The sequence below is a fragment of the Curtobacterium sp. SP.BCo genome (assembly GCF_051903265.1).
Lineage (GTDB): Bacteria > Actinomycetota > Actinomycetes > Actinomycetales > Microbacteriaceae > Curtobacterium.
Genome location: NZ_CP194337.1, coordinates 2,560,452 through 2,587,328 on the forward strand (window position 1 = coordinate 2,560,452; position 26,877 = coordinate 2,587,328).

Consider the following 26,877-nt stretch of genomic DNA (forward strand, 5'->3'; position numbering starts at 1 on the left):
GGGCGCAGGCGCGCCCGGTTAGGGCGCAGTGAACAAGTCTACGACCTCGCGTGCCGCAGTGCCGACATCGGAGTTCACGATGCGCACGTCGAACTCGTCCTGGGCGGCGAGTTCGACCTTGGCGGTGTCCAGCCGGCGGGCCTGTTCCTCGGCCGATTCGGTGCCGCGACCGATCAGTCGGCGCACCAGTTCCTCCCACGACGGGGGCAGCAGGAACACGAGGACGGCCTCGGGCATGGCGTCGCGGACCTGGCGGGCGCCCTGCAGGTCGATCTCGAGCATGACCTTGTCCCCGGCGTCGAGCGCGCGGTCGATGGGCGGACGCGGGGTGCCGTACCGGTACGAGTTGTGCACGGTGGCCCACTCGAGGAGTTCGCGGTCGCGGATCATCCGGTCGAACTCGGCGTCGTCCACGAAGTAGTAGTGCACGCCGTCGACCTCGCCGGGGCGGGGCTTGCGGGTGGTCGCGGACACGCTGAGGTTGACGTCCGGGTACTGCTCGCGGATGAAGGCGCTGACGGTGCCCTTGCCGACCGCGGTGGGCCCGGCGAGGACGACGAGCTTGGAGGTGCCGCGCTTCCGACCGCGGGCGGCCAGCCAGTCGGCGAGTTCGGAGCGCTGCCGGGTGCCGAGACCGCCGAGGCGCTTCGACGGCGCGATCCGCAGGTCGCCCATGATCGACTCGGCCCGCGCCGGGCCGATGCCGGAGAGGCTCGTCAGGAGGTCACGGACGCGCAGGGACTTCTCGGCCGGGGCCTCGGCGTCGGACCACGCGAGCCGCGAGACCTCGAGTGCGGAGCGCTCCCCCGACGCGACCGCGGCCTTCACGGCTGCCCGGGCGCGTCGTGCGGCGACGGCTGCCTGGGCGGCGGCGACGCGGTCGACCTCCGGCGGGTTGCGGTGCGCGGGCAGGCCGTCACGGTCGGCCGTCATGCGGCGGCCCCCAACGCGGCGCGGATCCGGTCGGCGCGGTCGGCGACGAGTGCCGCGACCCCGTCGGGTCCGTCGGTGAGCAGCCCGCGGGACTCGCTCACGAGCACCTGCTCGGCACGGGTGCCGTACAGCGCGCGGAGGTCCTCGATGCGCGCGCCCTGGGCACCGAAGCCCGGTGCGAGGACGGGCGACGTACCGATGGCCGTCGCGTCGATGCCGAAGTCGTCGAGGTCGAGGGTCGCGCCGAGCACGAGCCCGACGTCGCCGAGGGGCTGGTCGGCGACTCGTGCGCGCTGCCCGGCCGCGGTGCGGTTGTCGTCTGCCACGTCCAAGACGATACCGGCAGCGACGCTCCGGCCCGCGCGCGGCCCCTCGGCCAGCACCGCCGTCTGCAGCACGCGGGCCTCGGGGTTGCTCGTCGCCGCGAGCACGAAGACCCCGGCACCGTTCGCCCGCGCCAGCGCGATCGTGCCGGCGAGGGACCCGTACCCGAGGTACGGCGAGACCGTCATCGCGTCGGCCGCGAACGGCCCGTCACGGTCCAGCCACGCGAGCGCGTAGTCGTCCCCCGTCGACCCGATGTCGCCGCGCTTCACGTCGGCGACGACCAGGAGGCCCGCATCACGCGCCCGACGGATCGTCGCGTCGAGCGCACGGTAGCCCGCGACCCCCGCCGCCTCGAAGAACGCGATCTGCGGCTTCACGATCGCGGCACGGCCGGCAGCCGCGTCCACGAGGGTCGCGCCGAACGCGGTCAGCCCCTGTTCGTCGCGGCCGAGCCCCCACGCCGCCAGGGTGGCGGCGTGGGGGTCGATGCCGACGCAGAGCGCGGACCGCGACCCGATGGCGGACGCGAGCCGGACGCCGAAGGAGGTCGGGCCTCCCGTCGGGGTCGTCGCCACGGTGGCAGCCGTCACCAGGTCGCGCGCTCGAGCGCGTAGTCCTGCAGGCTCCGCACGCTGTGCGGCGACCCGATCGTCTCGATCGCCGCGACGGCGGCACCGAGCTGCGCGATCGTCGTGAACAGCGGCTTGTCCGCCGCGACCGTGGCCGCACGGATCTCGTACCCGTCCGCACGACCAGCTGCACCCGACGGCGTGTTGATGACGATGTCGACCTCGTTGCGGGCGAGCAGGTCGACGACGCTCTCGCCGCCCTCGCTGTACTTGCCGACGAGCGTCACCTCGATGCCGTTGCGCTGCAGCACCTCGGCGGTGCCCTCGGTCGCGGTGATCGTGAAGCCGAGCTGCTGCAGTCGGTGCACCGGGAGCACGACCTGACGCTTGTCGGTGTCCGCGACGCTCACGAAGACCGTGCCGCTCGTCGGCAGCCCGCCGTACGCGGCCTCCTGCGACTTGAGGAACGCGCGCGGGAAGTCACGGTCGATGCCCATGACCTCGCCGGTGGACCGCATCTCCGGGCTGAGCACCGAATCGACGACCTGGCCGTCGTGGGTGCGGAACCGGCGGAAGGGCAGTACGGCCTCCTTCACGGCGATCGGCGACTGCATCGGGACGAACGCGCCGTCCCGGGCGGGCAGGAGGCCCTCGTCGACGAGCGCGTCGATCGTGGTGCCGGTCATCAGGCGGGCGGCGGCCTTGGCGAGCGGGATGCCGAGCGCCTTCGAGACGAACGGGACCGTGCGGCTGGCGCGCGGGTTGGCCTCCAGCACGTAGAGCACGCCGGCACCGATCGCGAACTGCACGTTGAGCAGGCCCTGGACGCCGATGCCGCGGGCGATCTTCTCGGTCGCGTCGACGACGCCCTGGATCTCGGCGCGGCCGAGGCCGACCGGCGGGAGGGTGCAGGCGGAGTCGCCGGAGTGGATGCCGGCCTCTTCGAGGTGCTCCATGATGCCGCCGATGTAGATCCGCTCGCCGTCGTACAGCGCGTCGACGTCGATCTCCACCGCGTCGTCGAGGAACCGGTCGACGAGCAGCGGGAGGTCCGGGCCGATGATCGCCTGGTCGGCCATCCGGTCGAAGTAGTCGACGAGCGTGGCGGTGTCGTAGACGATCTCCATGCCGCGGCCACCGAGCACGAAGGACGGACGGACGAGGACGGGGTACCCGATCTCCTCGGCGACCGCCGTCGCGCTGGCGAGGTCGTGCGCCGTGCCGTTGCGCGGTGCGAGCAGGCCGGCCTCGTCGAGGATCACGGAGAACTGCCCGCGCTCCTCGGCCGAGTCGATCGCCGTCGGGCTGGTGCCGAGGATCGGGATGCCTGCGGCCTCGAGCGGCTTCGCGAGTCCGAGGGCCGTCTGGCCCCCGAGCTGCACGACCACGCCGACCAGGTCGCCGGACGCCGCCTCGGCCTCGATGACCTCGAGGACGTCCTCGGTGGTCAGCGGTTCGAAGTACAGCCGGTCGGAAGTGTCGTAGTCGGTGGAGACCGTCTCCGGGTTGCAGTTGATCATGATGGTCTCGAACCCGGCGTCGCTCAGCGCGAAGGACGCGTGCACGCAGGAGTAGTCGAACTCCACGCCCTGGCCGATGCGGTTCGGGCCGGAGCCGAGGATGACGACCTTCTTGCGGTCGCTCGGGGCGACCTCGGTCTCGGCGTCGTACGACGAGTAGTGGTACGGCGTCAGGGCCGGGAACTCGCCGGCGCAGGTGTCGACGGTCTTGAAGACCGGCCGGATGCCCATCGCGTGCCGGGCGTCGCGGGCGTCCTGCTCGCTGATCCCCCGGAGGCTCGCGATCTGGACGTCGCTGAAGCCGTGCTCCTTCGCCCACCGGAGCGTGTCGGCGTCGAGCGTCTCCGCTGCCCGGACCTCGGCCGCGACCTCGTTGATGAGGACGATCTGGTCGATGAACCACGGGTCGATCTTCGTGGCCTCGAACACCTCGTCCGCGGTGGCACCGGCGACGAGCGCCTGCTGCACGGTGACGATCCGGCCGTCGGTCGGGACGGTCGACTTTGCCAGCAGGGCGTCCTTGTCGAGCTCGGCGGCCGGGACGTCCCAGTGGAAGCTCGAACCGCGCTTCTCGAGCGACCGCAGGGACTTCTGCAACGCCGTCGCGTAGTTGCGGCCGATCGCCATCGCCTCGCCGACGCTCTTCATGGTCGTGGTCAGCGTGGCGTCGGCGGCCGGGAACTTCTCGAACGCGAAGCGAGGGGTCTTCACGACCACGTAGTCCAGCGTCGGCTCGAAGCTCGCCGGGGTGACCCGGGTGATGTCGTTCTCGATCTCGTCGAGGCGGTACCCGATGGCGAGCTTCGCGGCGATCTTGGCGATCGGGAAGCCCGTCGCCTTCGACGCAAGCGCCGACGAACGGGACACGCGGGGGTTCATCTCGATGACGATGAGGCGGCCGTTCGACGGGTCGACGGCGAACTGGATGTTGCAGCCGCCGGTGTCGACCCCGACACGACGGATGATGTCGATGCCGATGTTCCGCATGTTCTGGTACTCGCGGTCGGTCAGCGTCAGCGCCGGGGCGACGGTGATCGAGTCACCCGTGTGCACACCGACCGGGTCGACGTTCTCGATCGAGCAGATGACGACCGTGTTGTCGAAGTTGTCCCGCATCAGCTCGAGCTCGTACTCCTTCCAGCCGAGGATCGACTCCTCGAGCAGTACCTCGGTCGTCGGGCTCGACTGCAACCCGTCGCCGACGAAGCGGACGAGTTCTTCCTCGTTGTACGCGAAGCCGGAGCCGAGGCCGCCCATGGTGAAGGACGGGCGGACGACGAGCGGGTAGCCGAGGTCGGCGGCGAACTCCTTCGCCTCTTCCAGGGTGTGCGCGATGTGGCTCCGGGCGACGTCGGCGCCGGACTCGAGGACGAGCTCCTTGAAGAGCTGCCGGTCCTCACCGCGCTGGATGGCGTCGACCTTCGCGCCGATGAGCTCGACGCCGTACTTGTCGAGGACGCCCTCGGCGTCGAGCTTGATCGCGGCGTTCAGGGCGGTCTGTCCGCCGAGGGTGGGCAGCACGGCGTCCGGCTGCTCGATCTTGATGATCTCCTCGAGCGAGGCGCTCGTGATCGGCTCGATGTAGGTCGCGTCGGCGAAGTCCGGGTCGGTCATGATCGTCGCCGGGTTCGGGTTCACGAGGATCACGCGGACGCCCTCGGCACGGAGGACGCGGCACGCCTGGGTGCCGGAGTAGTCGAACTCGGCGGCCTGCCCGATGACGATCGGGCCGGAACCGATGACGAGGACGGAGTTGATGTCTGCGCGCTTGGGCATCAGTTCGCTTCCTTGGTGATGTCTGCTGCGGGGGTCGTGGCGTCGGCGGTGGCCGCGTCGAGCGGCGTTCCGTCGCGACGCGCGCGCACCAGGTCCGCGAACCGGTCGAAGAGGTACATGGAGTCGTGCGGGCCCGCCGCCGCCTCGGGGTGGTACTGGACGCTGAACGCGGGGACGTCGAGCGCACGGAGCCCCTCGACGACCTGGTCGTTCAGGGAGTAGTGCGAGACCTCGACCCGACCGAAGCCGGCCGGCGACTCGAGGACCTCGCCGAGGGGCGCGTCGACCGCGAAGCCGTGGTTCTGGCTCGTGATCTCCACCTTGCCCGTGGTCGTGTCGAGCACCGGCTGGTTGATGCCGCGGTGGCCGAACGGCAGCTTGTAGGTGCCGAAGCCGAGGGCGCGGCCGAGCAGCTGGTTGCCGAAGCAGATGCCGAAGAACGGACGGCCGGTCTTCAGCGAGTCCTGCAGCAGCGACACCTGCGCGTCGCTCGCGGCCGGGTCGCCGGGGCCGTTCGAGTAGAAGAGCGCGTCGGGGGCGAGCTCCTCGAGCGCCGCGGCGGTGATGTCCTGCGGCACCACGTGCACCTCGAACCCGCGCTGCGCGAGGTAGCGCGTGGTCGACGCCTTCACGCCGAGGTCGAGCACGGCCAGGCGGCCGATCTGCTCGCCCTGCGCCGGCACGACGTAGGTCTCCGGCGTGGAGACGACGGCGGAGAAGCTGGCACCGGCCATCGTCGCCTGCGACCGGACCGCGTCCAGCTGCTCGTCGGCGGCCAGCTGCGCATCGGCGCCGCTGAACACGCCGCCCTTCATCGCACCGGCGTCCCGGATGCGGCGGGTCAGCGCGCGGGTGTCGATGCCGGAGATGCCGACGATGCCGTCGCGCACGAGGTGCTCGTCGAGCGACGCGTTCGCGCGGTGGTTCGACACGACGCGGCTGGGGTCGCGCACGACGTACCCGGCGACCCAGATGCGACGGGACTCGGGGTCCTCGTCGTTCACACCCGTGTTGCCGATGTGCGGCGCGGTCTGCACCACGATCTGCCCGGCGTACGAGGGGTCGGTCAGTGTCTCCTGGTAGCCGGTCATGCCGGTCGCGAAGACCACCTCGCCGAGCGTGCGCCCGCGGGCGCCGTAGGCCCAGCCGTCGTACCGGGTGCCGTCCTCGAGGACCAGTACGGCCCGTTCGCGTGTCATCAGTTCGTCCCTTCGCCCGCGGTGTGCGGGTGTTCGTGCTTCGTCGACAGTCCCTGCAGGGCGGCGAGCACTGCTCCGTCGCCCTCCGGGAACCGGAAGTAGGTGTCGAGGTCCGTCGCACCTGCGGCGCCGGTCGCCGTCCATCGCAGACGGACCAGTCCCCCGGGCTCGACCACACGGTCGATGGCCCACGTGGCACGGTCGGCGCCGCGGACGGCGGCGGCTGCGATCCACCGGTCGGGGGTGCCGGCGTGGTGCAGCACCACGCCGGTGTCGTGGACGGTCACGCCGCCACGGCCCCGGAAGCCGAGACCGCCCGCCGTGATCCGTTCGAGCGGCTGATCGGCGCGGGTCGTCGCGACGGTGAACCCGTCCCACGCACCGGCCGCCGGCGACAGGTCGGCCGGGACACCGACTGGAGGCACGGCTTCCGCCTGCTTCCTGGCCCGCGTCCGCCAGGTGCGCGCCATGGCGACGAACAGCGCGACGACGAGGGCGAGGATGATCCCGCCTTCGAGCCAGCGCAGGGCGTCACCGCTCATGCCGACGCCCCGATCCGCGTCGCGCGGACGTGCGCGGCGACCGTCTCGGCGTCGACGAGCCGGCCGTCGAGCATCGTCGGGTACCCGTGGTGGAAGGTCGCCACGACCCGGCCCGGCAGCTGCATGCCGAGGTAGGGCGAGTTCTGCGACTGCCCGGCGAGGTCGGTGACCGCGAACTCCCGGCGGACCGACGGGTCGTAGAGGGTGATCTCGGCGGGGGCGCCCTCGGCGATCCGCTGCCCGTGGCCCTCGACCTGCCCGATCCGAGCGGGTGCCTCGGACAGCACCCGGGCGACGTCGGCCCAGTCGAGCTGGCCGCTGTCGACCACGGCCGCGTGCACCACGCTCAGCGCCGACTCGAGGCCCACCATGCCGTTCGCCGCGGCCGGCCACTCGCAGCACTTCGCCTCGGCGGTGTGCGGCGCGTGGTCGGTCGCGACGATGTCGATCGTGCCGTCGGCCAGGGCGGCCCGGAGCGCGTCGACGTCCTCGCGGGAGCGCAACGGCGGGTTGACCTTGTACCGCGCGTCGTAGCCCGCGGCGCCGTCCGCCCCGGCGATCAGGTCCTCGGTGAGGACCAGGTGGTGCGGGGTGACCTCGGCGGTGACGTCGATGCCGCGGGACTTCGCCCAGCGGATCACCTCGACGCTGCCGGCGGTCGACACGTGGCAGACGTGCAGGCGCGCCCCGACGTGGTCGGCGAGCAGGACGTCGCGGGCGATGATGGCCTCTTCGGCGACGGACGGCCAGCCGGCGAGCCCGAGCTCGGACGACAGCCGACCCTCGTTCATCTGCGCGCCGATCGTCAGACGCGGCTCCTGCGCGTGCTGCGCGAGCACCCCGCCGAAGCCCTTGATGTACTCGAGCGCCCGGCGCATCAGGAGCGGGTCGGCGACGCACGAACCGTCGTCCGAGAACACCCGGACCTTCGCCCGGCTCGTCGCCATGGCACCGATCTCGGACAGGTGGGTGCCCTGCAGCCCCTGCGAGACCGCGCCGATCGGACGGACCGTGACGTACCCGGCGTCGTCACCGAGGGCCTGCACCTGCTCGACCACGCCCGCGGTGTCGGCGACCGGCGAGGAGTTCGCCATCGCGTTCACGGCGGTGAAGCCGCCGGCGGCCGCGGCACGCGAGCCGGTGAGCACCGTCTCCGACTCCTCGAAGCCGGGCTCCCGCAGGTGGGTGTGGAGGTCCACGAGACCGGGCAGGGCGATCAGCCCGTCCGCGTCGACGACCGTGGCGCCGGCCGCGTCGAGACCGGACCCGACCGCCGTGATGCGCCGTGCCTCCAGGCGGATGTCGGCACGCGTGCCGTCGACCAGCTGCGCGCCGCGGATGAGGTGAGCGGTGGTCATGCGACCGACTCCTTCGCTTCGTTCCCGGTCATGGACCGTTCGTTGCCCGTCAGGGCCAGGTACAGCACGGCCATCCGGACCGACACGCCGTTCTCGACCTGCTCGACGACCGTCGACCGGGGGTCGTCGGCGGCCACACCGGCGATCTCCAGCCCGCGGTTCATCGGACCCGGGTGCATGATCAGCGTGCGCTCGTCGAGCCGGGCGAACCGGCTCGCGGTCAGCCCCCAGTGCCGGGTGTACTCCCGCGGGTTCGGGAAGAACGCGTCGTTCATCCGCTCCTGCTGGATCCGCAGCGTCATCACGACGTCGGGGTCCTCGGCGAGGGCGACGTCGAGGTCGTGGTGCACGGCCGCACCGAAGGGCGTGCTCGTCACCGGCAGGAGGGTGGGCGGGGCGGCGAACGTCACGCTCGCCCCGAGGGTGCGGAGCAGCCAGGCGTTGCTCCGTGCGACGCGGCTGTGCAGGACGTCACCGACGATGAGCACGCGGACGCCGTCGAGGCCCTGGCCACGACTGCCGGCTCCGTGCAGGCGCCGGCGCATCGTGAAGGCATCGAGCAGGGCCTGTGTCGGGTGCTCGTGCGTGCCGTCGCCGGCGTTCACCACCGGGACGTCGATCCAGTCCGCGTCGGCGAGGACCCGCGGTGCACCGGACGCGCCGTGGCGCATCACGATGCCGTCGATGCCCATCGCGCCGAGGGTCTGCACGGTGTCCTTGAGCGACTCGCCCTTCGAGACGCTCGAGCCCTTCGCCGCGAAGTTCAGGACGTCGGCGGACAGGCGCTTCGCTGCGGCCTCGAAGGAGATCCGGGTGCGGGTGGAGTCCTCGAAGAACAGGTTCACGACGGTCTTGCCGCGGAGGGCCGGGAGCTTCCGGACCTCGCGGGTGTTGACCTCGGCCATCTCCTCGGCGACGTCCAGGATGTGGATCGCCTCGGCACGGGAGAGGTCGGCGGTGGAGAGGAGATGGCGCATCAGGCGTCACCGCCCGGCTGCTCGATGACGACCTCGTCGGTGCCGTCGGTCTCGGTCAGGCGGAGCGTGACCCGCTCGTCGGACGCCGTCGGCAGGTTCTTGCCGACGTGGTCCGCGCGGATCGGCAGCTCGCGGTGCCCCCGGTCGACGAGGACCGCGAGGCGGACCGCGCGCGGCCGACCGATCCCCTGGAGCGCGTCGAGCGCGGCCCGGACCGTCCGACCGGAGTACAGGACGTCGTCGACGAGCACGACGACCTTGCCGTCGATGCCGCTCGCCGGGATGGTGGTCCGGTGCGGAGCCCGGCCGATGCCGTGCCCGAGGTCGTCCCGGTGCATCGTGACGTCGAGCGTGCCGACACGGCCGCTCGGGCCGTCGGTCACCCACTCGGGTTCGATGTCGGCCAGGATGCGGTCGAGCCGCTCGGCCAGGACGGCACCCCGTGTCGGGATGCCCAGGAGCACGAGGTCCGAGGCGCCGTGGTTGGCCTCGAGGATCTCGTGCGCGATGCGTGTCAGAGCACGCGTTATGTCGGAGTGCTGCAGGACCGTTCTGGTGCCCACGCCGACCTCCTTCCCCGCCTCACCGGACGGCATTAAAGGATGCTGACGTGGTCAACCCTACCGGGACTCCTGGTCCTCTGCGACCGTCCGACCGGACGGTGCACGACCGCCGGCGACGGCCCCGAGCACACCGTTGACGAAGCCCGCGGACTCCTCCGTGGAGAGCGACTGGGCGAGCTCCACGGCCTCGGCGATCGCGACCGCGTCGGGGACCTCCGGGTTGAACCGGAGCTCCCAGACACCCATGCGCAGGATGCACCGGTCGAGCACCGGCATCCGGGCGATCGACCAGCCCTGGGCGTGCTCGACGATGACCCGGTCGAGCTCTGCCCGGTCGTCGTCGACGCCCGTGACGATCTGCCGCGCGTAGTCCCAGCTGGAGGCGCGCTCCGGCTGGTCCAGGTGCCGCACGGTCTCGGTGGCGAGGATGTCCGCGATCGGCAGCTCGCGGACCTCTGCCACGTACAGCATGTCGAGGGCGCGCTTGCGGGCCTTCGAACGAGCACTCATACGGTCAGCGCCTAGGAGTTGACGCGGCCGAGGAAGCTGCCGTCACGCGTGTCGATCTTCACCAGGGTGCCGCTCTCGAGGTACAGCGGGACCTGGATGCGGTGGCCGGTCGCGATGATCGTCGCGTCCTTGGTGCCACCCGACGAGCGGTCGCCCTGCAGGCCGGGCTCGGTCTCGACCTCGGTCACGATCGAGGTGGGGAGCTCGACGTACAGCGGGTTGCCCTCGTTCATCGCGATGGTGACCATCGCCGACTCGAGCAGGAAGTTCTTCGCATCGCCGACGACCGTCGCGGAGACCGGGATCTGGTCGTAGGTGTCGGTGTCCATGAACACGTACGAGTCGCCGTCCTCGTAGAGGTACTGGTAGTCGCGGCGGTCGACGGTCGCGGTGTCGATCTTCGCGCCGGCGTTGAAGGTGCGGTCGACGACCTTGCCCGACACGACGTTCTTGAGCTTGGTGCGGACGAACGCACCGCCCTTGCCCGGCTTGACGTGCTGGAACTCGACGACCGACCAGAGCTGCCCGTCGATGATGAGAACGGCGCCGTTCTTGATGTCAGTGGTACTGGCCATGAGTGTTCGATGTCCCGTTCGTCGTGTTGTGAAGGTCTGCGAGCGCGGTGGCCCGGTCTGCGGGCGTGAACGCCCCGGACGAGTGTAGCGGACCGCTCATTCACGCTTCCGCGCGCGCACCGAATCGATCGCGGCCCAGCCGAGCAGCACCACCGCCGCTCCCCCGAGCAGCGCGCCGGCGGCCCCGGTGGACAGTACCGCCGTCGGCCGTGCCGGGGACGCCAGGTAGACGATCGCGAGCACCCCGGCCCCGGCGCCGAGCAGCACGAGGAGCACGCGGCGGATGACCCCGTTGAGCGTGCGGCGGTCCCGCCGGTCCGCGAACAGGCGGATGTTGACCGAGAGCTTGCCGGTCTCGATCGCCTCGCCGATGCGGTCCACCCGGCGCGGCAGTCGGCGGGCGGCGGAGACCACGCCGAAGAGCTCCCGCACCGCGACGTCCCGGATCTTCCCCGGGCGGAGCTGGTCGCGGATCTGCTCGCGTGCGAGTCCGCGGGACTCCTCGAGCAGGTCGAACGACGGCGCGAGCGTGCGGAGCGTGCCCTCGAAGATCGCCAGTGCCCGTGCTGCGGCGACGAAGTCCGGCGGCGGCTTCAACCGGTAGCGTCCGAAGACCTCGACGGCGTCGTCCACCGTCTCGACACCGATGCGCGCGCCGGGCCCGAGTTCGTCCGCGACGAAGCGGGCGATGGCGCGCCGGAAGTCGGGTTCGTCCTCGGCGTCGCGCACCGGTGCCATCCGGAGCACCGCGTCCGCGATCGCTTCGGAGTCGTCCTGGATGTACGCGGCGAGGAGCTGCTGCACGGTGTCCCGGAGCCCGGGGTCGAGCCGCCCGACGGAGCCGAAGTCGATGAGGCCGGGTCGGCCGTCCGGCAGCAGCAGGATGTTCCCGGGGTGCATGTCGGCGTGGTAGACCCCGTCGAACACGACCTGGCGGAGGAAGGCCCGAAGGATCGCTCGCATCGGCTCGTCGAGGTCACGGTCGGCCCGCTCGGACCGAACGGCGCTCAGCGTGTCGCCCTCGAGGAACTCCATCACGAGCACCCGGCGTCCGGAGAGCTCCGGGTAGGGGGCGGGGAACCGGACCTCGTCCGGACGCGCGCTCCGGGCCTGCGCGGCCCGGAGCGTGGTGAGGTTCCGGAGCTCCGACGAGAAGTCCACCTGCCGGACGAGGTCGTCGGCGTACTGCGCGGCGACCTCCTGCACGCCGACCTGGCGTGCCTCGGTCGACAGACGCGCCATGAACCGCACCACGCGCAGCGCGATGTCGACGTCCCGCCGCACCGCCTGGTCGATGCCGGGCCGCTGCACCTTCACCGCGACGCTCGTCCCGTCCACCAGCCGTGCGCGGTGCACCTGGGCGATCGACGCCGCGGCCACCGGCACCGGGTCGAACGCCGAGAACACCTGGTCCACCGGGGCGCCGAGCTCCCGCTCGAGGAGCGCCCGGACGGCTTCCGGGTCGGCCGGCGTGACGCTCCGCTGCAGGTGCGCGAGTTCCTCGGTCCACTCCTCGGGCAGGAGGTCGTCGCGGGTGGAGAGCAGCTGGCCCATCTTCACGAAGCCGCCACCGGCCTCCTCGAGCGCGCGGCGCAGGTGGTCGGCCTGCCGGGTCCGGAGCGCCGAGGTCGCGGGGTCGTGCGAGAAGTCGAGACGGCGGAAGGGCAGGAGTTCGTGGCGGCGGGCGATCGCGAGGAGTTCGGCGAACCGTCGGCCGCGGGACCGGAGCGTTCCGGCCGCGACGTCCGGCGAGCCGCCGAGGTCGCTCAGGCGGGGCGGGGTGGGCACGGGTCCAGTCTGCTCCCCCGTCCTGCGTGGTCGTCGGTCCGTCCTCCACAGCCTGGAGGCACGGCTCGCCGTCCACAGATCGGCCGGGGTCCGCCACGGGGGCACCGTCACGGCGTCAGGCTGCGGGCATGGAGACAGCACTCGTCACGGCGCTCATCGCCGCTGCCGCCGCGATCGTGGCGGCGGTGGTCAGTTGGTTCGGCGCGTTCCAGAGCCGGAGGGCGGTGGACCGTGATCACGCCTGGCGGCGGTTCACCTGGTCCGTCGAACGGCGAGGCCATGGAGATGAATACGACATCTCGATTGCTGTGCTGCGCGAACTCGAAAAACTACCGTGGTGGTCGAAGCGGGATCGAGCACTCGCCAGCCGGGCGCTCCGCCGGCGCTCGACGCCAGACCATCCGCTCCCACCGAAGGAGGACCCCTGATGGGCATCTTGCGACCACTGCCCGACGCACCCGGCATCGACGAGGACGACGAGCTCTCGGCATGGGAACTCGGCGCGACGATGCGCGAGTGGCACGAGTGGCAACGGACCGGCGTCCTGACCCTGTCGTTCCGGGTGAAGTGGTGGTGGCGGCGCACCAGACGCGTCCTGCGGTGAGGACCTCCCGGGTCAGGCGCCGTCGCCGTTGTAGCGCGCGGTGACGCCGGACTCGACGAGTTCGCGGAAGCGGTGCAGCGCGTGCTCCGCACCGACGCCGTGCTCCTGGTGGACGTCGATGCCGCGGGCCTCCAGCTGCTCGCGCCAGTCGCTCGGCACGGGGCCCTCGTCGAACCCGGTGATCCGTTCGACCGTCGCGCAGTCCGCGGCGAACTCGACCGCGGAGACCCCCGACCAGAGCAGGGCGCCGAGGCACATCACGCACGGCTGCGCGTTCACCACGAGGGTCCGGCGCTGCCCCACGTCACGGCCGAGGTTCCAGCCGCCGACACGTGCGTGCGCCAGGCCGAGCGTGACGACCTCGGCGTGCATCGACGCGACGTTCGAGTGCAGGACGAGGTTCGTGCCGATCGACAGCACGTCGCCGGACTCCTCGTCGACGACGACGGCGGCGAACGGGCCACCGGTGCCCTCGTCGACGTTGCGGGTGGCGAGCTCGGTGACGAGCGCGAACCGCTCGGCGCGCGTGGGCAGCCGGAGCGGCGCCGCGGCCTGGGCATCCCGGAGCCACCCGGGGACGCCGACACGGAGCTCGGTGGGGAACGGGGCGAGGACTGGTCCGGACATGGCGAGGACGCTAGCGGCGCTCGGTTTCGAGGGTGTTTCCCGGTCGAAACGCGACGGAAACACCTCGGCCCTAGCGTCGTCGTGAACACCGCGCGGACACGGAAGGGGCAGCGATGACGGCACACGACTCGCAGTACGCGCCCCGCCGCTGGCCCCGGGGCGCCATCGCGCACGGGCACTGACGCAGCCCGGCCGGACACCCGGCCGACCCCTGTCAGCCCCGCCGACCCCACCGGCGGCCCCGCCGGCCCCGCCGGCCCCGCCGCGACGCTCCCCCGTCGGCCACGCGCGCCGATCCCCTTCCCGGTGCCGCGCCTCCAGTCCGATCCGACCGAGGCGCCCACCCGTCCACCGTGCCCCGAGAGGACACCACCGTGCCCCAGATCCACCTCGCCCTCTTCGTGTTCCCCGGCTACCACCTCGGCGCCTGGCGTCTGCCGGACGCCGTCCCCGAGCTCGACCTCGGGATCGAGCACTACGTCCGTGCCGCCGAACTCGCCGAGGCCGCGAAGCTCGACGCGCTGTTCTTCGAGGACCAGGCCGCCGTCCGACGCAGCAACGACATCCTCGCGGGCGACGACTACGGCGCCGCGAACCCGCGCTCCATCCACTTCGACCCGACGATGCTGCTGCCCGCCCTGGCGATGCGGACCTCGCGTCTGGGCCTCGCGGCGACGTCGACCACGACCTTCAACGACCCGTTCAACCTGGCTCGTCGGTTCTCGACGCTCGACCACATCAGCAACGGGCGCGCCGGCTGGAACCTCGTCACGTCGTTCAACGAGGACGAGGCGCAGAACTTCGGGCTCGACGCACACGTCCAGCACGCAGCGCGGTACGAGCGCGCGAGCGAGTTCGTGGACGTCGTCACCGGGCTGTGGGACTCGTGGGACGCCGATGCGATCACGCGTGACAAGGAGTCCGGCACGTACTTCGACATCGACAAGATGCGGTTCCTGCAGCACGAGGGCGAGCACTTCCGGGTACGCGGTCCGCTCACCACCGGACGGAGCCCGCAGGGACGACCGGTCGTGTTCCAGGCCGGGGCTTCAGAGCCGGGACGCGAGCTCGCGGCGCGCACCGCCGACGTCGTGTTCACGCTGCAGTCCGACCCGGACGCGAGCCGCGCCTTCCGGGACGACATCCGCGCGCGGGCGGAGCGGTTCGGCCGCGATCCGGAGCACGTCAAGGTGCTCGTCGGCATGACCCCGATCGTCGGCGACACCGACGAGCAGGCGCGTGCATTCGCCGATCGGATGATGGCGCTCATCCCGGACGACCTCGCGCTCAGCAACCTCAAGCCGCTGGCCGGCGGCGTCGACTTCCGACAGTTCGACCCGGACGCCCCCGTCCCCGAGCTCCCCGAGTCGAACGCCGGCAAGTCGCACCGCGAGGCGATCATGGCGGTGTCACGCGACCAGGGACTCTCGACGATCGAGACGGCCCGGTACTTCGCCGAGGGCAGCTACCGGAAGATGATCGGGTCGCCGTCGAGCATCGCGGACACGATGCAGGAGTGGTCCGAAGCCGGTGCCTGCGACGGCTTCCTGGCGGTCCCGACGCACTTCCCGACCGGGGTGGAGGACTTCACCCAGAAGGTCGTGCCGGAGCTCCAGCGCCGCGGCCTGCACCGGACGGAGTACACCGGCCGGCACCTGCGCGACCACCTCGGCGTGCGGCAGTACGCCTAGACGCCGACCTCCTGGTACGCGGTGAAGAGCAGGTGGTCCTCGGGGCCCTCGAGCGTGACGGGCTTGCCGACACCGTCCAGGATGATGAACCGGAGCATGCCGGCGCGGGCCTTCTTGTCACGACGCATCGTGGCGAGGAGGCCCTCCCAGCGTCCGAGCCCGTACGTGGTCGGCAGTTCGAGCGACTCGAGGATCGCCCGGTGCCGGTCCACCGTCGCGTCGTCCAGGTGGCCGGTGAGCCGTGCCAGTTCGGCCGCGAACACCATGCCGACCGACACTGCGGCACCGTGCCGCCACTGGTACCGCTCGGCGTGCTCGATCGCGTGCCCGAGCGTGTGCCCGTAGTTGAGGATCTCGCGGCGACCCTGCTCGGTGAAGTCGTCCGAGACGACCTGCGCCTTCAGCTCGATCGCGAGCTCGACGACCCGGCGGAACTCCGGCGTCGACGGGTCGGTCACCCGCGCGACGTCGGCCTCGATGGTCTCGAGGATCTCCGGCACGGCGATGAACCCGGCCTTCACGATCTCGGCGAACCCGGTGAGGATCTCGTTGCGCGGCAGCGTCCGGACGAGGTCGATGTCCGCCACGACCGCACGGGGCGGGAAGAACGCACCGACGAGGTTCTTGCCCTCGTTCGTGTTGATGCCGGTCTTGCCGCCGACGCTCGCGTCGACCATGCCGAGCACACTCGTCGGGATCGCGACGTACGGCACGCCGCGCAGCCACGTGGCGGCGACGAACCCGGCGAGGTCGGTGACCGCGCCACCACCGAGACCGATCACGGCGTCGGTGCGCGTGAAGTCGGACTGGCCCATGATCTGCCAGCAGAACGCCGCGACCTCGACCCGCTTCGCTCCCTCGGCGTCGGGCACCTCGGCGATGAGCGCCTCGAGCCCGGCGTCGGCGAGCAGGTCGCGCAGGTCGTTCGCCCGTGCACCGAGCGTCGGCGCGTGCACGATGAGGACCTTCGCCACACGCGGTCCGAGCAGCGCGGGCACCGAACCGAGCAGGCCGTTGCCGACCGCCACGACGTACCCGTCGTCGCCGCCGACACGGATCTCGGTGGTGCCCTCGGGCAGGATCGCACGGGTCGAGTCGGTCACGGTGCTCCTTCGTTCGTGGTGCCGGACGGTCCGGCGGGTGCCTCGGCGAGCCGCAGCCACGCCACCACGTCGTCCACGACGTGCGACATCGGCCGACGCGAGGTGTCGAACACCGCGTGCGCGAGTTCGGCGTAGGTCGCCGCCCGCTCGTCCATGATGGTCTGCCAGGCGTCGATGCCGCCCGACGCGAGCAGCGGTCGGTCGCTGCCGGCGATCCGGTCGGCCACCGCCTCGGGCGAGACGGTCAGCAGCACCACGGACGCACCGGTCAGGGCCGCGCGCGTGGCGGCGTGCGTGACGGCACCGCCGCCGACGGCGATCACGCCGCCGGTCGCCATCGCGCTGCGCACGGCCTCGGCCTCGAGCTCGCGGAACGCCGGTTCGCCGCGGTCCGCGAAGATGCCCGGGATCGGACCGTGCTGTCGGACGATCACCCGGTCGGTGTCCGTGAAGGGCACCCCGAGCGCCTTCGCGACGCGCTTGCCGACGCTGGACTTGCCGGCGCCCATCGGTCCGATGATCACGACCGGAGCCGGGGCACCGGCCGACGGCGACGGCGGCGTCGGCTCGGGGGTGTCCGTCACCGGGCCGGGGTGTGTTCGGCGGCCTCGGTCCGACGGGAGCGCAGCGTCTCCGGGATCGAGGCGAGGTAGGCCTCGAGGTTCCGCTTGGTCTCGACGACGTTGTCGCCGCCGAACTTCTCGAGCACGGCGTCGGCGAGCACGAGCGCGACCATGGCCTCCGCCACGACGCCGGCGGCCGGGACGGCGCAGACGTCGGAGCGCTGGTGGTGCGCGGAGGCGTCCTCGCCCGTGGTCACGTCGATGGTGTGCAGCGCGTGCGGGACCGTCGCGATCGGCTTCATGCCGGCGCGGACGCGCAGGACGGTGCCGGTCGACATGCCGCCCTCGGTGCCGCCGGCCCGGTCGGTGGTGCGGACGATCTCGCCGTCCTCGCGGAAGAGCTCGTCGTGCGCCTCGGAACCGCGCCGTGCGGCGGTCGCGAAGCCGTCGCCGACCTCGACGCCCTTGATCGCCTGGATCCCCATGATCGCCGCGGCGAGCCGGGCGTCGAGCCGGCGGTCCCACTGCACGTGCGATCCGAGCCCGGGCGGGACACCGTAGAAGAGCACCTCGACGACGCCGCCGAGGGTGTCGCCGTCCTTCTTGGCGGCCTCGACCTCGGTCACCATCCGCGCGGAGGTCTCCGCGTCGAAGCAGCGCAGCTGGTCGTCGTCGAGCCGGTCGACGTCCTCCGGGAGCGGCAGCTCGGTGCCGTCCGGCACACGGACGGTGCCGACCTGCAGGGTGTGCGCGACCGAGCGGATGCCGAGCTCGGCGAGGAAGGACTTGGCGACGGCGCCGAGCGCGACACGGGCCGCGGTCTCGCGGGCGGAGGCGCGTTCGAGGATCGGCCGGGCCTCGTCGAACCCGTACTTCTGCATGCCGACCAGGTCGGCGTGGCCCGGACGCGGCCGGGTCAGGGGCGCACTGCGGCCGCGGGACATCTCCGTCGCCTCGACCGGTTCGGGGTTCATCACCTCGACCCACTTGGGCCACTCGGTGTTGCCGATGCGGATCGCGATCGGGCTGCCGAGCGAGTACCCGTGCCGGACGCCACCCGAGACGTGCAGTTCGTCCTGCTCGAACTTCATGCGGGAGCCGCGACCGTAGCCGAGCTTGCGACGCGCGAGGTCGGTACGGATGGACTCGAACGAGACCGGGACACCCGCGGGCAGGCCCTCGAGCATCGCGATCAGTTCGGGTCCGTGGGACTCACCAGCAGTCAACCAACGAAGCATGGTGTCCATCTTCCCACAGCGCCGACCCGTGCGACGCGCGCCGACTACTGGTAGTCGGGGTGCGCGCGCAGCCAGGCCTGGAACTGCTTCACGGCCACCTGGTGCTGGGCGTAGGTGTCCGAGAACACGGTCTCGCCGGTCTCGAGGTTCACCGTCACGAAGTACTCCCAGTTGCCCGTCGCCATCTTCGTCACCGCGTTGATCGCGATGTCGCCGGGGTTCGAGATCGGTGCCGGCGGGAGGCCCTCGTGCACGTAGGTGTTGTACTTGTTCGACGCGTCGGCGCGCTCGGCGTCGGTCGTCGTCACCGTGTGGGTGTTGCCGGTGCCGTACGCCACCGTGGCGTCGGACTGCAGCAGCATCCCCTTGTCGAGCCGGTTCTGGAACACCCGCGCGACCTTCGGGTAGTCGGCTGCGAGACCGGCTTCCTTCTGCACGAGCGACGCGAAGACGATCACGTGCTCCTGGTCCGCCTCGGCGACGCCCGCCGCTGCGAGGTGCTCCTTCATGGTGTCGACCATGGACTTGAAGTACTGCGTGGCCGTCCACCCCGGGTTGATCGGGTAGGTGGCGGGGAACAGCCATCCCTCGAGCGTGGTGACGCCGGCCGGCAGGCCGTACGCCGACAGGTCCTTCGCCGCCGCGTCCACCTGGGCCGCGGAGAGTCCTGCCTTCGAGACCATGCCGGCCTCGATGTCCTTCAGGGCGGTGCCCTCGGGGATGACGATCGACGCCTGCACGCGGTTGTCCTTGTCCTGCAACGCCGCGAGGGCAGACTTCGAGCTCATCTCCTTCTTGAGCGAGTACGACCCGGGCTGGAACTGGACGTCCGGCGAGGCGAGCAGCAGCTTGTAGAAGACCGCCGACGACTTCACGACACCGCTGCGCTGCAGCGTCTTCGCGACGTCCTCGCCGATGTCGCCCTGCTTGATGGTGATGGTGACCTTGCTGGTGCCGCTGCCCGTGTAGTCGTCGGGCTCCTTGCTCCCGCTGATCGCTGCCAGCACCTGCTGCACCTTCGGTGCGGCGAACGTGTACGCCGACACCCCGGCTGCCAGCACCACCGCGACGATCAGGATGCCCGCGATGAGCGGGCCGCGGCGTCGCTTCGGGCGTGGCTCACGCGGTTCGCGTGGCGGCCTGGAGGCTCCCCCGCGCCCACCGCGACCGCCGCGTCCACCGCCTCCCGCGCCTCCAGGGCCGTCGTCGCCCTGGTCCGTAGCGGGCACGGACCGCGCGCCGGCGGCTGCCGGCACGCCGGCAGCGGCGCGGTGGTCGTCGTCCACGTGCAGCTCGCCGGTGAGGAGCGCGTGCACCTCGGGGTGCAGGTCGTCCGGCGTGGAGACCACCGGCGCGTCGGACTCGTGGTCCTGGGTGGTCGCACGAGCACGGGCCGCCTCGGCCGCGCGGGCCGCGCGTCGGGACAGTGGCGGTTCGGAGCCGCTGTCGGAGCCGGTGCTGCTGTCGTTCCGGTCGACCGCGTCACCGCGCTCATCGGGGGTGGCCGCACGGTCGGAAGGGTGCTTCCGCCGCTCGGCGTCGTTGCCGGGCGCGATGATCGCGTTCCAGTCCAGGTCGTCTGCCAACGGTCCTCGGGTCTCTCGGTCGGGAACTCCGCCAGGGCTACGGTGCTGGGCGACGGTGTGGCAGCCGCGGTGTGCGAGCACGTCAGGGGAGCGTGGCCCCCGGTGGGGCGCCGGACGCACGCTCGTGGTCGAGCGCGTGTTGCAGAATGATAACAGCGGCCGCTTGGTCGATCACGGCACGGGACTTCTTCGTGTTCTTCCCGGCCTGGTGCAGCCCGCGCTGGGCCGTCACCGTCGAGAGCCGCTCGTCCACCAGCCGCACGGGCCGGTGCTCGGCGAGCCGGACCGCGAAGGCGCGGGCGTCCTCGGTCGACGGGGTGTCCCCACCCGACATCGACAGCGGCAGCCCGACGACGATCTCGAGGACGTCGTACTCGTCCGCGATCTCGGCGATGCGGCGCACGTCGGAGTCGTCGTTGCGGGCGACGGTCTCGACGGGGGTCGCGAGGAGCCCGTCGCGGTCGCACACCGCGACCCCGATCCGGGCGCGGCCGACGTCGACGCCGAGCCGGCGCCCGGAACGGACCGTCACGGTCAGGCCGCGAGCCGGTCGGTCACCGCACGCAGCGCCGCCGGCAGCGCCGACGGGTCCGTGCCGCCGCCCTGTGCGAGGTCGGGCTTGCCGCCGCCACCACCGCCGAGGACGCCGGCGGCCTCCTTCGCGAGCGGTCCCGCCTGGACGCCGGCGGCGCGGGCCGCGTCGTTCGTCGCGACGATGACCACGGGCTTGTCGTTGATGACGGCACCGAGCACGACCACGGCAGCGCCGTCACCGAGCTGGCTGCGGACGCCGGTCGCGAGCGAGCGGAGGTCGTCGCCTGACTGCAGCCCCTGGACGGACTCGGCGACCACGGTCGTCGCGCCGACGGTCGTCGCCTGGCGGGCGATCGCGGGCACGCGCTGCTGCAGGTTCGCGGACTCGAACTCCGCGATGCGCTTCTGGGCGGTCCGGAGGTCCTCCATGAGGGACTGCACGCGGGACGGCAGGTCCGCACGCGGTGCCTTGAGGGCGCTCGACAGCTGCGAGACGATCGTGCGCTCGACGGCGAGGTCCCGGAAGCCCTCGAGCCCGACGAGGGCCTCGACGCGTCGGTTCGTCGAACCGACGCTGGACTCCCCCACCAGGTTGACGAGGCCGACCTGGGCGCTCGACGCCACGTGCGTTCCACCGCAGAGCTCGCGCGACCACGGGCCGCCGATGTCCACCATGCGGACCTCGGCGCCGTACTTCTCGCCGAACAGCGCCTGCGCGCCGAGCGACTTCGCCTCGTCGAGCGGGAGCACCCGGGTGGCGACCTCGAGGTCGGAGCGGATCGCGGTGTTCACGACCTCCTCGATCTCGGAGCGGGTCTCGGTTGAGACCGGCTGCGACCACGAGAAGTCGAGCCGCATGTAGCCGGACTTGTTGTACGAGCCCGCCTGCAGCGCCTCCGGCCCGAGGATGTCGCGCAGGGCGGCGTTCACCAGGTGCGTCGCGGAGTGTGCCTGGGTCGCCCCGCGGCGGTACTCGGCGTCGACCACCGTGGTCGCGGGGGCGCCGACGCCCACCTCGCCGGAGCGGACCTGGACGGTGTGGCTCCACAGTCCCGCGACGGGGCGCTGCACGTCGAGGACCTCGAGGTCGAAGCCGTTGCCGACGATCGAGCCCTGGTCGGCGTCCTGGCCGCCGGACTCGGCGTACAGCGACGTCTCGCCGAGGATGACCTCGGCGATGTCCCCCGCCACCGCGCGGTCCACGCTGACGCCGCCGACGATGATGCCGAGCACCGACGTCTCCGCCTCGAGCGCGTCGTAGCCGAGGAAGACGGTCTCGCCCTTGGCTCGGAACGCGCTGTACACGCTCAGGTCGGCGAGGGCCGTCTTCTTGCTCTTGGCGTCCGCCTTGGCGCGCGCACGCTGCTCGGACATCAGGGTCTCGAACGCGGTGCGGTCGACCTGCACGCCGGCTTCCTCGGCCATCTCCATCGTGAGGTCGATCGGGAAGCCGAAGGTGTCGTGCAGCAGGAACGCGGTGTCGCCACCGATCGACGGGGCACCGTCCTGCTTGGCACGCTCGACCGCGACGTCGAGGATCGTGGTCCCCTGCGCCAGCGTGCGGAGGAAGGTCTCCTCCTCCGCGTAGGCGATCCGGGCGATGCGGTCGTAGTCGGACGCGACCTCGGGGTACGCGTCGCGCATCGCGTCGCGGGACTCCGGGAAGAGCTGCGGGAACGTCGCGCCCTCGACGCCGAGCAGGCGCATCGCCCGCACGGTGCGGCGGAGCAGGCGGCGGAGGATGTAGCCGCGGCCCTCGTTCGACGGGCTGACGCCGTCGGCGATGAGCATGAGCGCGGAGCGGACGTGGTCGGCGATGACGCGCATGCGGACGTCGTCGTCGTGCACCGCGCCGTACTGACGACCGGAGATCTCCGCCGCCTTGTCGAGGACCGGGCGGACCTGGTCGATCTCGTACATGTTGTCGACGCCCTGCTTGATGAACGCGACGCGCTCCAGGCCCATGCCGGTGTCGATGTTCTTGTTCGGCAGCTCGCCGGTGATCTCGAAGTCGTACTTCGAGCGGACGTCGGCGATCTGGTACTGCATGAACACGAGGTTCCAGATCTCGACGTAGCGGTCGTCGTCCGTCGCCGGACCGCCGTCGATGCCGTACTCGGGGCCACGGTCGAAGAAGATCTCCGAGCAGGGACCGGCCGGTCCGGGCTGCCCGGTCGACCAGTAGTTCGTGTCCTTGCCGAGCCGCTGGATGCGGTCCTCGGGCAGGGACGAGTGCTGCTTCCAGAACGCGATCGCCTCGTCGTCGTCCTCGTACACCGTGACCCAGAGGTCGTCGGGCGAGAACCCGAGCCCGCCGTCCGGCTCCGGCGTCGTCAGGAACTGCCAGGCGTACTGGATCGCCTGCTCCTTGAAGTAGTCGCCGAACGAGAAGTTCCCGTTCATCTGGAAGAACGTGCCGTGCCGCGGCGTCTTGCCGACCTCTTCGATGTCGTTCGTCCGGATGCACTTCTGGACGCTCGTGGCGCGCGGGTACGGCGCGGGGACGAGTCCGGTCAGGTACGGGATGAACGGCACCATGCCGGCGACCGTGAAGAGGAGCGACGGGTCGTCCGAGACGAGGGACGCGGACGGGACGACGGTGTGGCCGCGGTCACCGAAGAACTGGAGCCAACGGCGGCGGATCTCTGCGGTCTGCATGGTGCTTCCTGGTTTCAGGTCGTTTGCTGGGGAGAGGGCGTCGGTCAGACGTCGGTGCGGAGCTCGGCCTCACGAGAGCGGTAGCCCTCGGCGACGGCACCCCGGAAGGCTTCCGCGCGAGCGTTCACGTCGGCGAAGAACCGCGCACCACCGGGCGTGTTCGCGACCTTGTGCGCGACGGCGAACCCGATGACGACGCCGACGGCGACGAAGAACAGCTGCTTCACGGTGCCTCTCCCTCTGCGCACGCGAGCGGTGCGTGCCCAGACGATCTTACCGACGGCACCGTCCCGGAACGCCGAACGGCGGGTCGCCCTCGTGAGAGGACGACCCGCCGTTCGGGTGTGATCAGGAGATCAGCGAGCTGCGTAGTACTCGACGACGAGCTGCACTTCACAGGTCACGGGGACCTCGGCGCGCTTCGGACGCCGGGCCAGGCGGGCCTGGAGCTTGTCGATCTCGACCTCGAGGTAGCCCGGGACCTTCGGCAGGACTTCCTGGTGCCCACCGGCGGCGGCGACCTGGAACGGCTCGAGCGACTCGGAGCGCTGCTTCACGTGGATGAGCTGGCCCTCCTTGACGCGGAAGGACGGACGGTCGACGAGCTTGCCGTCGACGAGGATGTGGCGGTGCACGATCAGCTGACGAGCCTGCGCGGTGGTGCGGGCGAAACCGGCACGGAGCACGAGGGCGTCGAGGCGCTGCTCGAGGAGCTCGACCAGGTTCTCACCGGTCAGGCCCTTCGTCTTACGGGCCTCTTCGAAGACGATGCGGAGCTGCTTCTCGCGGATGCCGTACTGGGCGCGCAGACGCTGCTTCTCACGGAGACGGACGGCGTAGTCGCTGTCCGCACGACGGCGGGTGCGGCCGTGCTCACCGGGGCCGTAGGGGCGCTTCTCGAGGTAACGGGCCGCCTTCGGCGTCAGCGGGATGCCGAGCGCGCGCGAGAGGCGGGTCTTGCTGCGGGTACGTGACTTGGTAGACACAGGGTCCTTTTCTCTGTCTGAACTGAATGACTCGGCAGGATCCGACCGACCGTGGGCACGAGGCACACGGCGAGACCGGTCCCGACGACGGGATCCAGAGGGATGAGCCTGTGGGATCGGACGGCTACAGTCCGAACCTCTGCCCCCGTACCACCGGAGTGGCACTCTGTCCTCGACGCAGCCGTGCTCGAGGACCAGGACGTAGGCCCGGCAATGCTAGCAGGAACTCGGCGCGCGTACTACTCGCCGCGGGTGATCTTCCGGAGCCGCTCGAGCCGCGGACCGACCTCGCGCTCGAAGCCGTTCGTGGTCGGCGTGTAGTACTCGGTGCCGTCGAGTGCGTCCGGCAGGTACTGCTGCTCCGCGACCCCGTGCTCGGCGTCGTGCGAGTAGACGTAGCCCTTCCCGTGGCCGAGCCGCTTCGCCCCGGGGTAGTGGGCGTCCCGCAGGTGCATCGGAACCACGCCGAGCCGACCGGCCTTGACGTCGGCGATCGCGGCGTTCACCCCGTTGTAGGCGGCGTTCGACTTCGGCGCGGTCGCGAGGTACACGACCGCCTCGGCCAACGGGATCCGCCCCTCGGGCATGCCGATGAGCTGGACCGCCTGCGCCGCGGCGACCGCGATCGGCAACGCCTGCGGGTCGGCCATGCCGATGTCCTCGGACGCGGAGATGATGATCCGCCTGGCGATGAACCGCGGGTCCTCCCCCGCTTCGATCATGCGCGCCAGGTAGTGCAGCGCGGCGTCGACGTCGCTCCCCCGCACCGACTTGATGAACGCGCTGATGACGTCGTAGTGCTCGTCGCCCTGCCGGTCGTAGCGCAGCAGCGCGCGGTCCACGGCCGCCGCGACGGTGTCGGCGTCGACGACCGGGACGGTGTCCACCCCGTCGAGGGCGCCGTCATCGTCGTCGTCGTCCTGCGCGGCGACCGCGGAGGAGGCAGCCGCCTCGAGCGCGGTGAGTGCCCGGCGGGCGTCACCGGACGACAGCCGCACGATCGCGCTGCGGGCCTCGTCGCCGAGGACGACCGAGCCGCCGAGGCCGCGCGGGTCCTCCACCGCGCGGTCGACGAGCATGCCGAGGTCCTCGTCGGTGAGTGGCTTGAGCGTGAGCAGCAACGAGCGCGAGAGCAGCGGGGAGATCACCGAGAACGACGGATTCTCGGTCGTCGCCGCGATCAGGATGACCCAGCCGTTCTCGACGCCGGGCAGGAGGGCGTCCTGCTGCGCCTTGCTGAAGCGGTGGATCTCGTCGAGGAACAGGACGGTGGTGGAGCCGTAGAGGTCACGGTGCGTGAGCGCCTTCTCCATGACCTCGCGCACGTCCTTCACGCCGGCCGTGACCGCGGACAGCTCGACGAACTCCCGGCCGGACTGCCGGGCGATCGCCTGCGCGAGGGTGGTCTTGCCCGTGCCCGGCGGCCCCCAGAGGATGACCGAGACGCCGCCCGGGTTCTCGCGCGTGCCCGTCGCGAGCTGCACGAGCGGGCTGCCACGACCGAGCAGGTGTTGCTGACCGGCGACCTCGTCCAGGCTGGTCGGGCGCATCCGGACCGCCAGCGGGACGGAACCCTGGGCGAGCCCGGCGCGACCACCCGTGGTGGGCGCGCGCATGCCCGAACGGTCCGCTGCCATGCGACCAATCGTAGGCCGACCCACTGACAGGGGCGTGCCTCCAGGCCGTCCACCGCGGCGGTTCTAGTACGCTCGTCGCACACTCGACGAGAGGTACGACCAGCACCGTGGCACCGAAGAACCAGGCGCGTGACAACCGGGAGGCGCGCGAGCGCCTCCGCCTCTACCAGGCCCGTCAGGGGCTGCACGACCGGCAACGACGCCGTCGGCTGCGTGACAACCTCGTCGGTGCCGGTGTGCTCGTCCTCGTCGCCGCCCTCGCCACCGGCTCGCAGCTCGCGTTCGCGGGTTCGCAGGGCACCGACACGAAGGCCGACGCCAGTGCGAGCGCCACGACCACGCCCACCCCGTCGGCCAGCGCGACGGCGGGGAACACCGGCGACGTCCCGAGCAAGTCGATCGCGAAGGACGCGACCTGGACCGGATCGCTCACGCTCAACAAGGACGTGGAGCTCGGCATCGAGCTCGACGGCGAGAAGGCCCCGCAGGCCGCGAGCGTCGAGATCAAGCTCATCCAGGACCAGTTCTACAACGGCACGACCTGCCACCGACTGGCGGACAGCAGCGGGTTCGAGTTCCTGCAGTGCGGATCGGCGAACGGCGACGGCACGGGTGATGCCGGGTTCCAGTACGGCCCGCTCGAGAACGTGCCGAGCGACGGCGAGTACGCGAAGGGCACCATCGCGATCGCCCGCGGCTCGTCGCCGTACTCGCAGAGCACGCAGTTCTTCATCGTCTACGGCGACACCACGCTCGACGGCTCCACCGGCGGCTACACCGTCGTCGGCAAGGTCACGAGCGGCCTCGACGAGCTCGAGTCGAAGATCACCTCGAAGGGCATCTCCTCCGCCGGCGACGACGGCACCGGCGAGCCCAAGGTGGCGACGAAGATCACCGGCGCGACGATCGAGCGGGCGAAGTAGTCCACAGGCGCGCCGTCCGGCGGTTCGCGGAGGCCGTCCGTGCAATAGGCTGACGACCTGACCGTGCCGACGGTGACGTCGGTGATGCAC

25 protein-coding genes are annotated in these 26,877 nt (G+C 71.4%); 4 read left to right on the forward strand and 21 right to left on the reverse strand.

Features of this window, described 5'->3' with window-relative positions; all coding sequences use genetic code 11:
- Positions 1–18 precede the first annotated feature (18 nt).
- The 11 genes from gmk to ACRQ4B_RS12230 form a co-directional block, all read right to left on the reverse strand.
- Positions 19–933 carry a guanylate kinase gene (gmk, locus tag ACRQ4B_RS12180; RefSeq protein ID WP_439691690.1) on the reverse strand — a complete coding sequence of 305 codons (915 nt, stop codon included), beginning with the start codon at positions 931–933 and terminating at the stop codon, positions 19–21.
- Positions 930–1,850: an orotidine-5'-phosphate decarboxylase gene (gene pyrF, locus ACRQ4B_RS12185; protein ID WP_439691691.1), complete on the reverse strand. Its 921-nt coding sequence runs from the start codon at positions 1,848–1,850 to the stop codon at positions 930–932. Before pyrF ends, gmk begins: the two co-directional genes overlap by 4 nt.
- Entirely contained in the window at positions 1,847–5,125 is a 3,279-nt protein-coding gene (gene carB, locus ACRQ4B_RS12190; RefSeq protein WP_439691692.1) for a carbamoyl-phosphate synthase large subunit, read from the reverse strand. Before carB ends, pyrF begins: the two co-directional genes overlap by 4 nt.
- Entirely contained in the window at positions 5,125–6,324 is a 1,200-nt protein-coding gene (carA, locus tag ACRQ4B_RS12195; RefSeq protein WP_439691693.1) for a glutamine-hydrolyzing carbamoyl-phosphate synthase small subunit, read from the reverse strand. The genes carB and carA overlap by 1 nt, the downstream gene beginning before the upstream one ends.
- Entirely contained in the window at positions 6,324–6,866 is a 543-nt protein-coding gene (locus ACRQ4B_RS12200) for a PH-like domain-containing protein (protein ID WP_439691694.1), read from the reverse strand. Before ACRQ4B_RS12200 ends, carA begins: the two co-directional genes overlap by 1 nt.
- On the reverse strand, positions 6,863–8,224 hold the full coding sequence (locus ACRQ4B_RS12205; RefSeq protein ID WP_439691695.1) for a dihydroorotase: 1,362 nt from the start codon (positions 8,222–8,224) through the stop codon (positions 6,863–6,865). The genes ACRQ4B_RS12200 and ACRQ4B_RS12205 overlap by 4 nt, the downstream gene beginning before the upstream one ends.
- Positions 8,221–9,201, reverse strand: coding sequence for an aspartate carbamoyltransferase catalytic subunit (locus ACRQ4B_RS12210; RefSeq protein WP_439691696.1), 981 nt, complete (start codon positions 9,199–9,201; stop codon positions 8,221–8,223). Before ACRQ4B_RS12210 ends, ACRQ4B_RS12205 begins: the two co-directional genes overlap by 4 nt.
- Positions 9,201–9,797, reverse strand: a complete 597-nt coding sequence (gene pyrR, locus ACRQ4B_RS12215) for a bifunctional pyr operon transcriptional regulator/uracil phosphoribosyltransferase PyrR (RefSeq protein ID WP_439691697.1) — start codon at positions 9,795–9,797, stop codon at positions 9,201–9,203. The genes ACRQ4B_RS12210 and pyrR overlap by 1 nt, the downstream gene beginning before the upstream one ends.
- A 24-nt stretch (positions 9,798–9,821) precedes the next feature.
- A complete protein-coding gene (nusB, locus tag ACRQ4B_RS12220) occupies positions 9,822–10,274 on the reverse strand; it encodes a transcription antitermination factor NusB (protein ID WP_439691698.1) in 453 nt (150 codons plus the stop codon).
- An 11-nt stretch (positions 10,275–10,285) separates the two neighbouring features.
- A complete protein-coding gene (gene efp / locus ACRQ4B_RS12225) occupies positions 10,286–10,849 on the reverse strand; it encodes an elongation factor P (protein ID WP_439691699.1) in 564 nt (187 codons plus the stop codon).
- 96 nt (positions 10,850–10,945) lie between these two features.
- Positions 10,946–12,637 carry an ABC1 kinase family protein gene (locus tag ACRQ4B_RS12230; protein WP_439691700.1) on the reverse strand — a complete coding sequence of 564 codons (1,692 nt, stop codon included), beginning with the start codon at positions 12,635–12,637 and terminating at the stop codon, positions 10,946–10,948.
- A 128-nt stretch (positions 12,638–12,765) separates the two neighbouring features.
- Here ACRQ4B_RS12230 and ACRQ4B_RS12235 point away from each other — a divergent pair, with 128 nt between their 5' ends.
- Both ACRQ4B_RS12235 and ACRQ4B_RS12240 read left to right on the forward strand, forming a co-directional pair.
- Complete coding sequence (locus ACRQ4B_RS12235) at positions 12,766–13,065, forward strand: hypothetical protein (protein ID WP_439691701.1); 300 nt, start codon at positions 12,766–12,768, stop codon at positions 13,063–13,065.
- On the forward strand, positions 13,065–13,241 hold the full coding sequence (locus ACRQ4B_RS12240; RefSeq protein ID WP_439691702.1) for a hypothetical protein: 177 nt from the start codon (positions 13,065–13,067) through the stop codon (positions 13,239–13,241). The genes ACRQ4B_RS12235 and ACRQ4B_RS12240 overlap by 1 nt, the downstream gene beginning before the upstream one ends.
- A gap of 12 nt (positions 13,242–13,253) precedes the next feature.
- On the opposite strand, the gene ACRQ4B_RS12245 is transcribed toward ACRQ4B_RS12240, so the two are convergent.
- Complete coding sequence (locus ACRQ4B_RS12245) at positions 13,254–13,868, reverse strand: deaminase (protein ID WP_439691703.1); 615 nt, start codon at positions 13,866–13,868, stop codon at positions 13,254–13,256.
- Positions 13,869–14,242: 374 nt separating this feature from the next.
- Here ACRQ4B_RS12245 and ACRQ4B_RS12250 point away from each other — a divergent pair, with 374 nt between their 5' ends.
- Positions 14,243–15,559: an LLM class flavin-dependent oxidoreductase gene (locus tag ACRQ4B_RS12250; RefSeq protein ID WP_439691704.1), complete on the forward strand. Its 1,317-nt coding sequence runs from the start codon at positions 14,243–14,245 to the stop codon at positions 15,557–15,559.
- Here ACRQ4B_RS12250 and aroB read toward each other — a convergent pair.
- The 9 genes from aroB to ACRQ4B_RS12295 form a co-directional block, all read right to left on the reverse strand.
- Positions 15,556–16,638, reverse strand: coding sequence for a 3-dehydroquinate synthase (gene aroB, locus ACRQ4B_RS12255; RefSeq protein ID WP_439694390.1), 1,083 nt, complete (start codon positions 16,636–16,638; stop codon positions 15,556–15,558). The two genes, ACRQ4B_RS12250 and aroB, sit on opposite strands and share 4 nt — an antisense overlap.
- 20 nt (positions 16,639–16,658) lie before the next feature.
- Positions 16,659–17,246 (reverse strand): shikimate kinase, encoded by a 588-nt coding sequence (locus ACRQ4B_RS12260; RefSeq protein WP_439691705.1) that lies wholly within the window; start codon positions 17,244–17,246, stop codon positions 16,659–16,661.
- On the reverse strand, positions 17,243–18,463 hold the full coding sequence (aroC, locus tag ACRQ4B_RS12265) for a chorismate synthase (RefSeq protein ID WP_439691706.1): 1,221 nt from the start codon (positions 18,461–18,463) through the stop codon (positions 17,243–17,245). Before aroC ends, ACRQ4B_RS12260 begins: the two co-directional genes overlap by 4 nt.
- 44 nt (positions 18,464–18,507) lie before the next feature.
- Entirely contained in the window at positions 18,508–20,049 is a 1,542-nt protein-coding gene (gene mltG / locus ACRQ4B_RS12270; RefSeq protein ID WP_439691707.1) for an endolytic transglycosylase MltG, read from the reverse strand.
- 82 nt (positions 20,050–20,131) lie between these two features.
- Positions 20,132–20,581, reverse strand: coding sequence for a Holliday junction resolvase RuvX (gene ruvX, locus ACRQ4B_RS12275; RefSeq protein WP_439691708.1), 450 nt, complete (start codon positions 20,579–20,581; stop codon positions 20,132–20,134).
- A gap of 2 nt (positions 20,582–20,583) precedes the next feature.
- Positions 20,584–23,241, reverse strand: coding sequence for an alanine--tRNA ligase (alaS, locus tag ACRQ4B_RS12280; protein ID WP_439691709.1), 2,658 nt, complete (start codon positions 23,239–23,241; stop codon positions 20,584–20,586).
- Positions 23,242–23,285: 44 nt separating this feature from the next.
- On the reverse strand, positions 23,286–23,468 hold the full coding sequence (locus tag ACRQ4B_RS12285; protein WP_070416260.1) for a hypothetical protein: 183 nt from the start codon (positions 23,466–23,468) through the stop codon (positions 23,286–23,288).
- Positions 23,469–23,597: 129 nt separating this feature from the next.
- On the reverse strand, positions 23,598–24,227 hold the full coding sequence (gene rpsD / locus ACRQ4B_RS12290) for a 30S ribosomal protein S4 (RefSeq protein WP_022905490.1): 630 nt from the start codon (positions 24,225–24,227) through the stop codon (positions 23,598–23,600).
- Between the two features lie 239 nt (positions 24,228–24,466).
- Positions 24,467–25,843 (reverse strand): replication-associated recombination protein A, encoded by a 1,377-nt coding sequence (locus tag ACRQ4B_RS12295; protein ID WP_439694391.1) that lies wholly within the window; start codon positions 25,841–25,843, stop codon positions 24,467–24,469.
- Between the two features lie 128 nt (positions 25,844–25,971).
- Here ACRQ4B_RS12295 and ACRQ4B_RS12300 point away from each other — a divergent pair, with 128 nt between their 5' ends.
- Positions 25,972–26,787: a peptidylprolyl isomerase gene (locus tag ACRQ4B_RS12300; protein ID WP_439691710.1), complete on the forward strand. Its 816-nt coding sequence runs from the start codon at positions 25,972–25,974 to the stop codon at positions 26,785–26,787.
- The last annotated feature ends 90 nt before the right edge of the window (positions 26,788–26,877 follow it).

Excerpts from the sequence above, each read along its gene's own strand:
- pyrR (WP_439691697.1), bottom strand. The coding sequence starts at position 9,797 with ATGCCGTCCGGTGAGGCGGGGAAGGAGGTCGGCGTGGGCACCAGAACG.
- carA (WP_439691693.1), bottom strand. The coding sequence starts at position 6,324 with ATGACACGCGAACGGGCCGTACTGGTCCTCGAGGACGGCACCCGGTAC.
- alaS (WP_439691709.1), bottom strand. The coding sequence starts at position 23,241 with ATGCAGACCGCAGAGATCCGCCGCCGTTGGCTCCAGTTCTTCGGTGAC.
- carB (WP_439691692.1), bottom strand. The coding sequence starts at position 5,125 with ATGCCCAAGCGCGCAGACATCAACTCCGTCCTCGTCATCGGTTCCGGC.
- ACRQ4B_RS12235 (WP_439691701.1), top strand. The coding sequence starts at position 12,766 with ATGGAGACAGCACTCGTCACGGCGCTCATCGCCGCTGCCGCCGCGATC.
- ACRQ4B_RS12205 (WP_439691695.1), bottom strand. The coding sequence starts at position 8,224 with ATGACCACCGCTCACCTCATCCGCGGCGCGCAGCTGGTCGACGGCACG.
- gmk (WP_439691690.1), bottom strand. The coding sequence starts at position 933 with ATGACGGCCGACCGTGACGGCCTGCCCGCGCACCGCAACCCGCCGGAG.
- ACRQ4B_RS12210 (WP_439691696.1), bottom strand. The coding sequence starts at position 9,201 with ATGCGCCATCTCCTCTCCACCGCCGACCTCTCCCGTGCCGAGGCGATC.
- ACRQ4B_RS12240 (WP_439691702.1), top strand. The coding sequence starts at position 13,065 with ATGGGCATCTTGCGACCACTGCCCGACGCACCCGGCATCGACGAGGAC.
- ACRQ4B_RS12245 (WP_439691703.1), bottom strand. The coding sequence starts at position 13,868 with ATGTCCGGACCAGTCCTCGCCCCGTTCCCCACCGAGCTCCGTGTCGGC.
- aroC (WP_439691706.1), bottom strand. The coding sequence starts at position 18,463 with ATGCTTCGTTGGTTGACTGCTGGTGAGTCCCACGGACCCGAACTGATC.
- efp (WP_439691699.1), bottom strand. The coding sequence starts at position 10,849 with ATGGCCAGTACCACTGACATCAAGAACGGCGCCGTTCTCATCATCGAC.
- ACRQ4B_RS12200 (WP_439691694.1), bottom strand. The coding sequence starts at position 6,866 with ATGAGCGGTGACGCCCTGCGCTGGCTCGAAGGCGGGATCATCCTCGCC.
- ACRQ4B_RS12295 (WP_439694391.1), bottom strand. The coding sequence starts at position 25,843 with ATGCGCGCGCCCACCACGGGTGGTCGCGCCGGGCTCGCCCAGGGTTCC.
- nusB (WP_439691698.1), bottom strand. The coding sequence starts at position 10,274 with ATGAGTGCTCGTTCGAAGGCCCGCAAGCGCGCCCTCGACATGCTGTAC.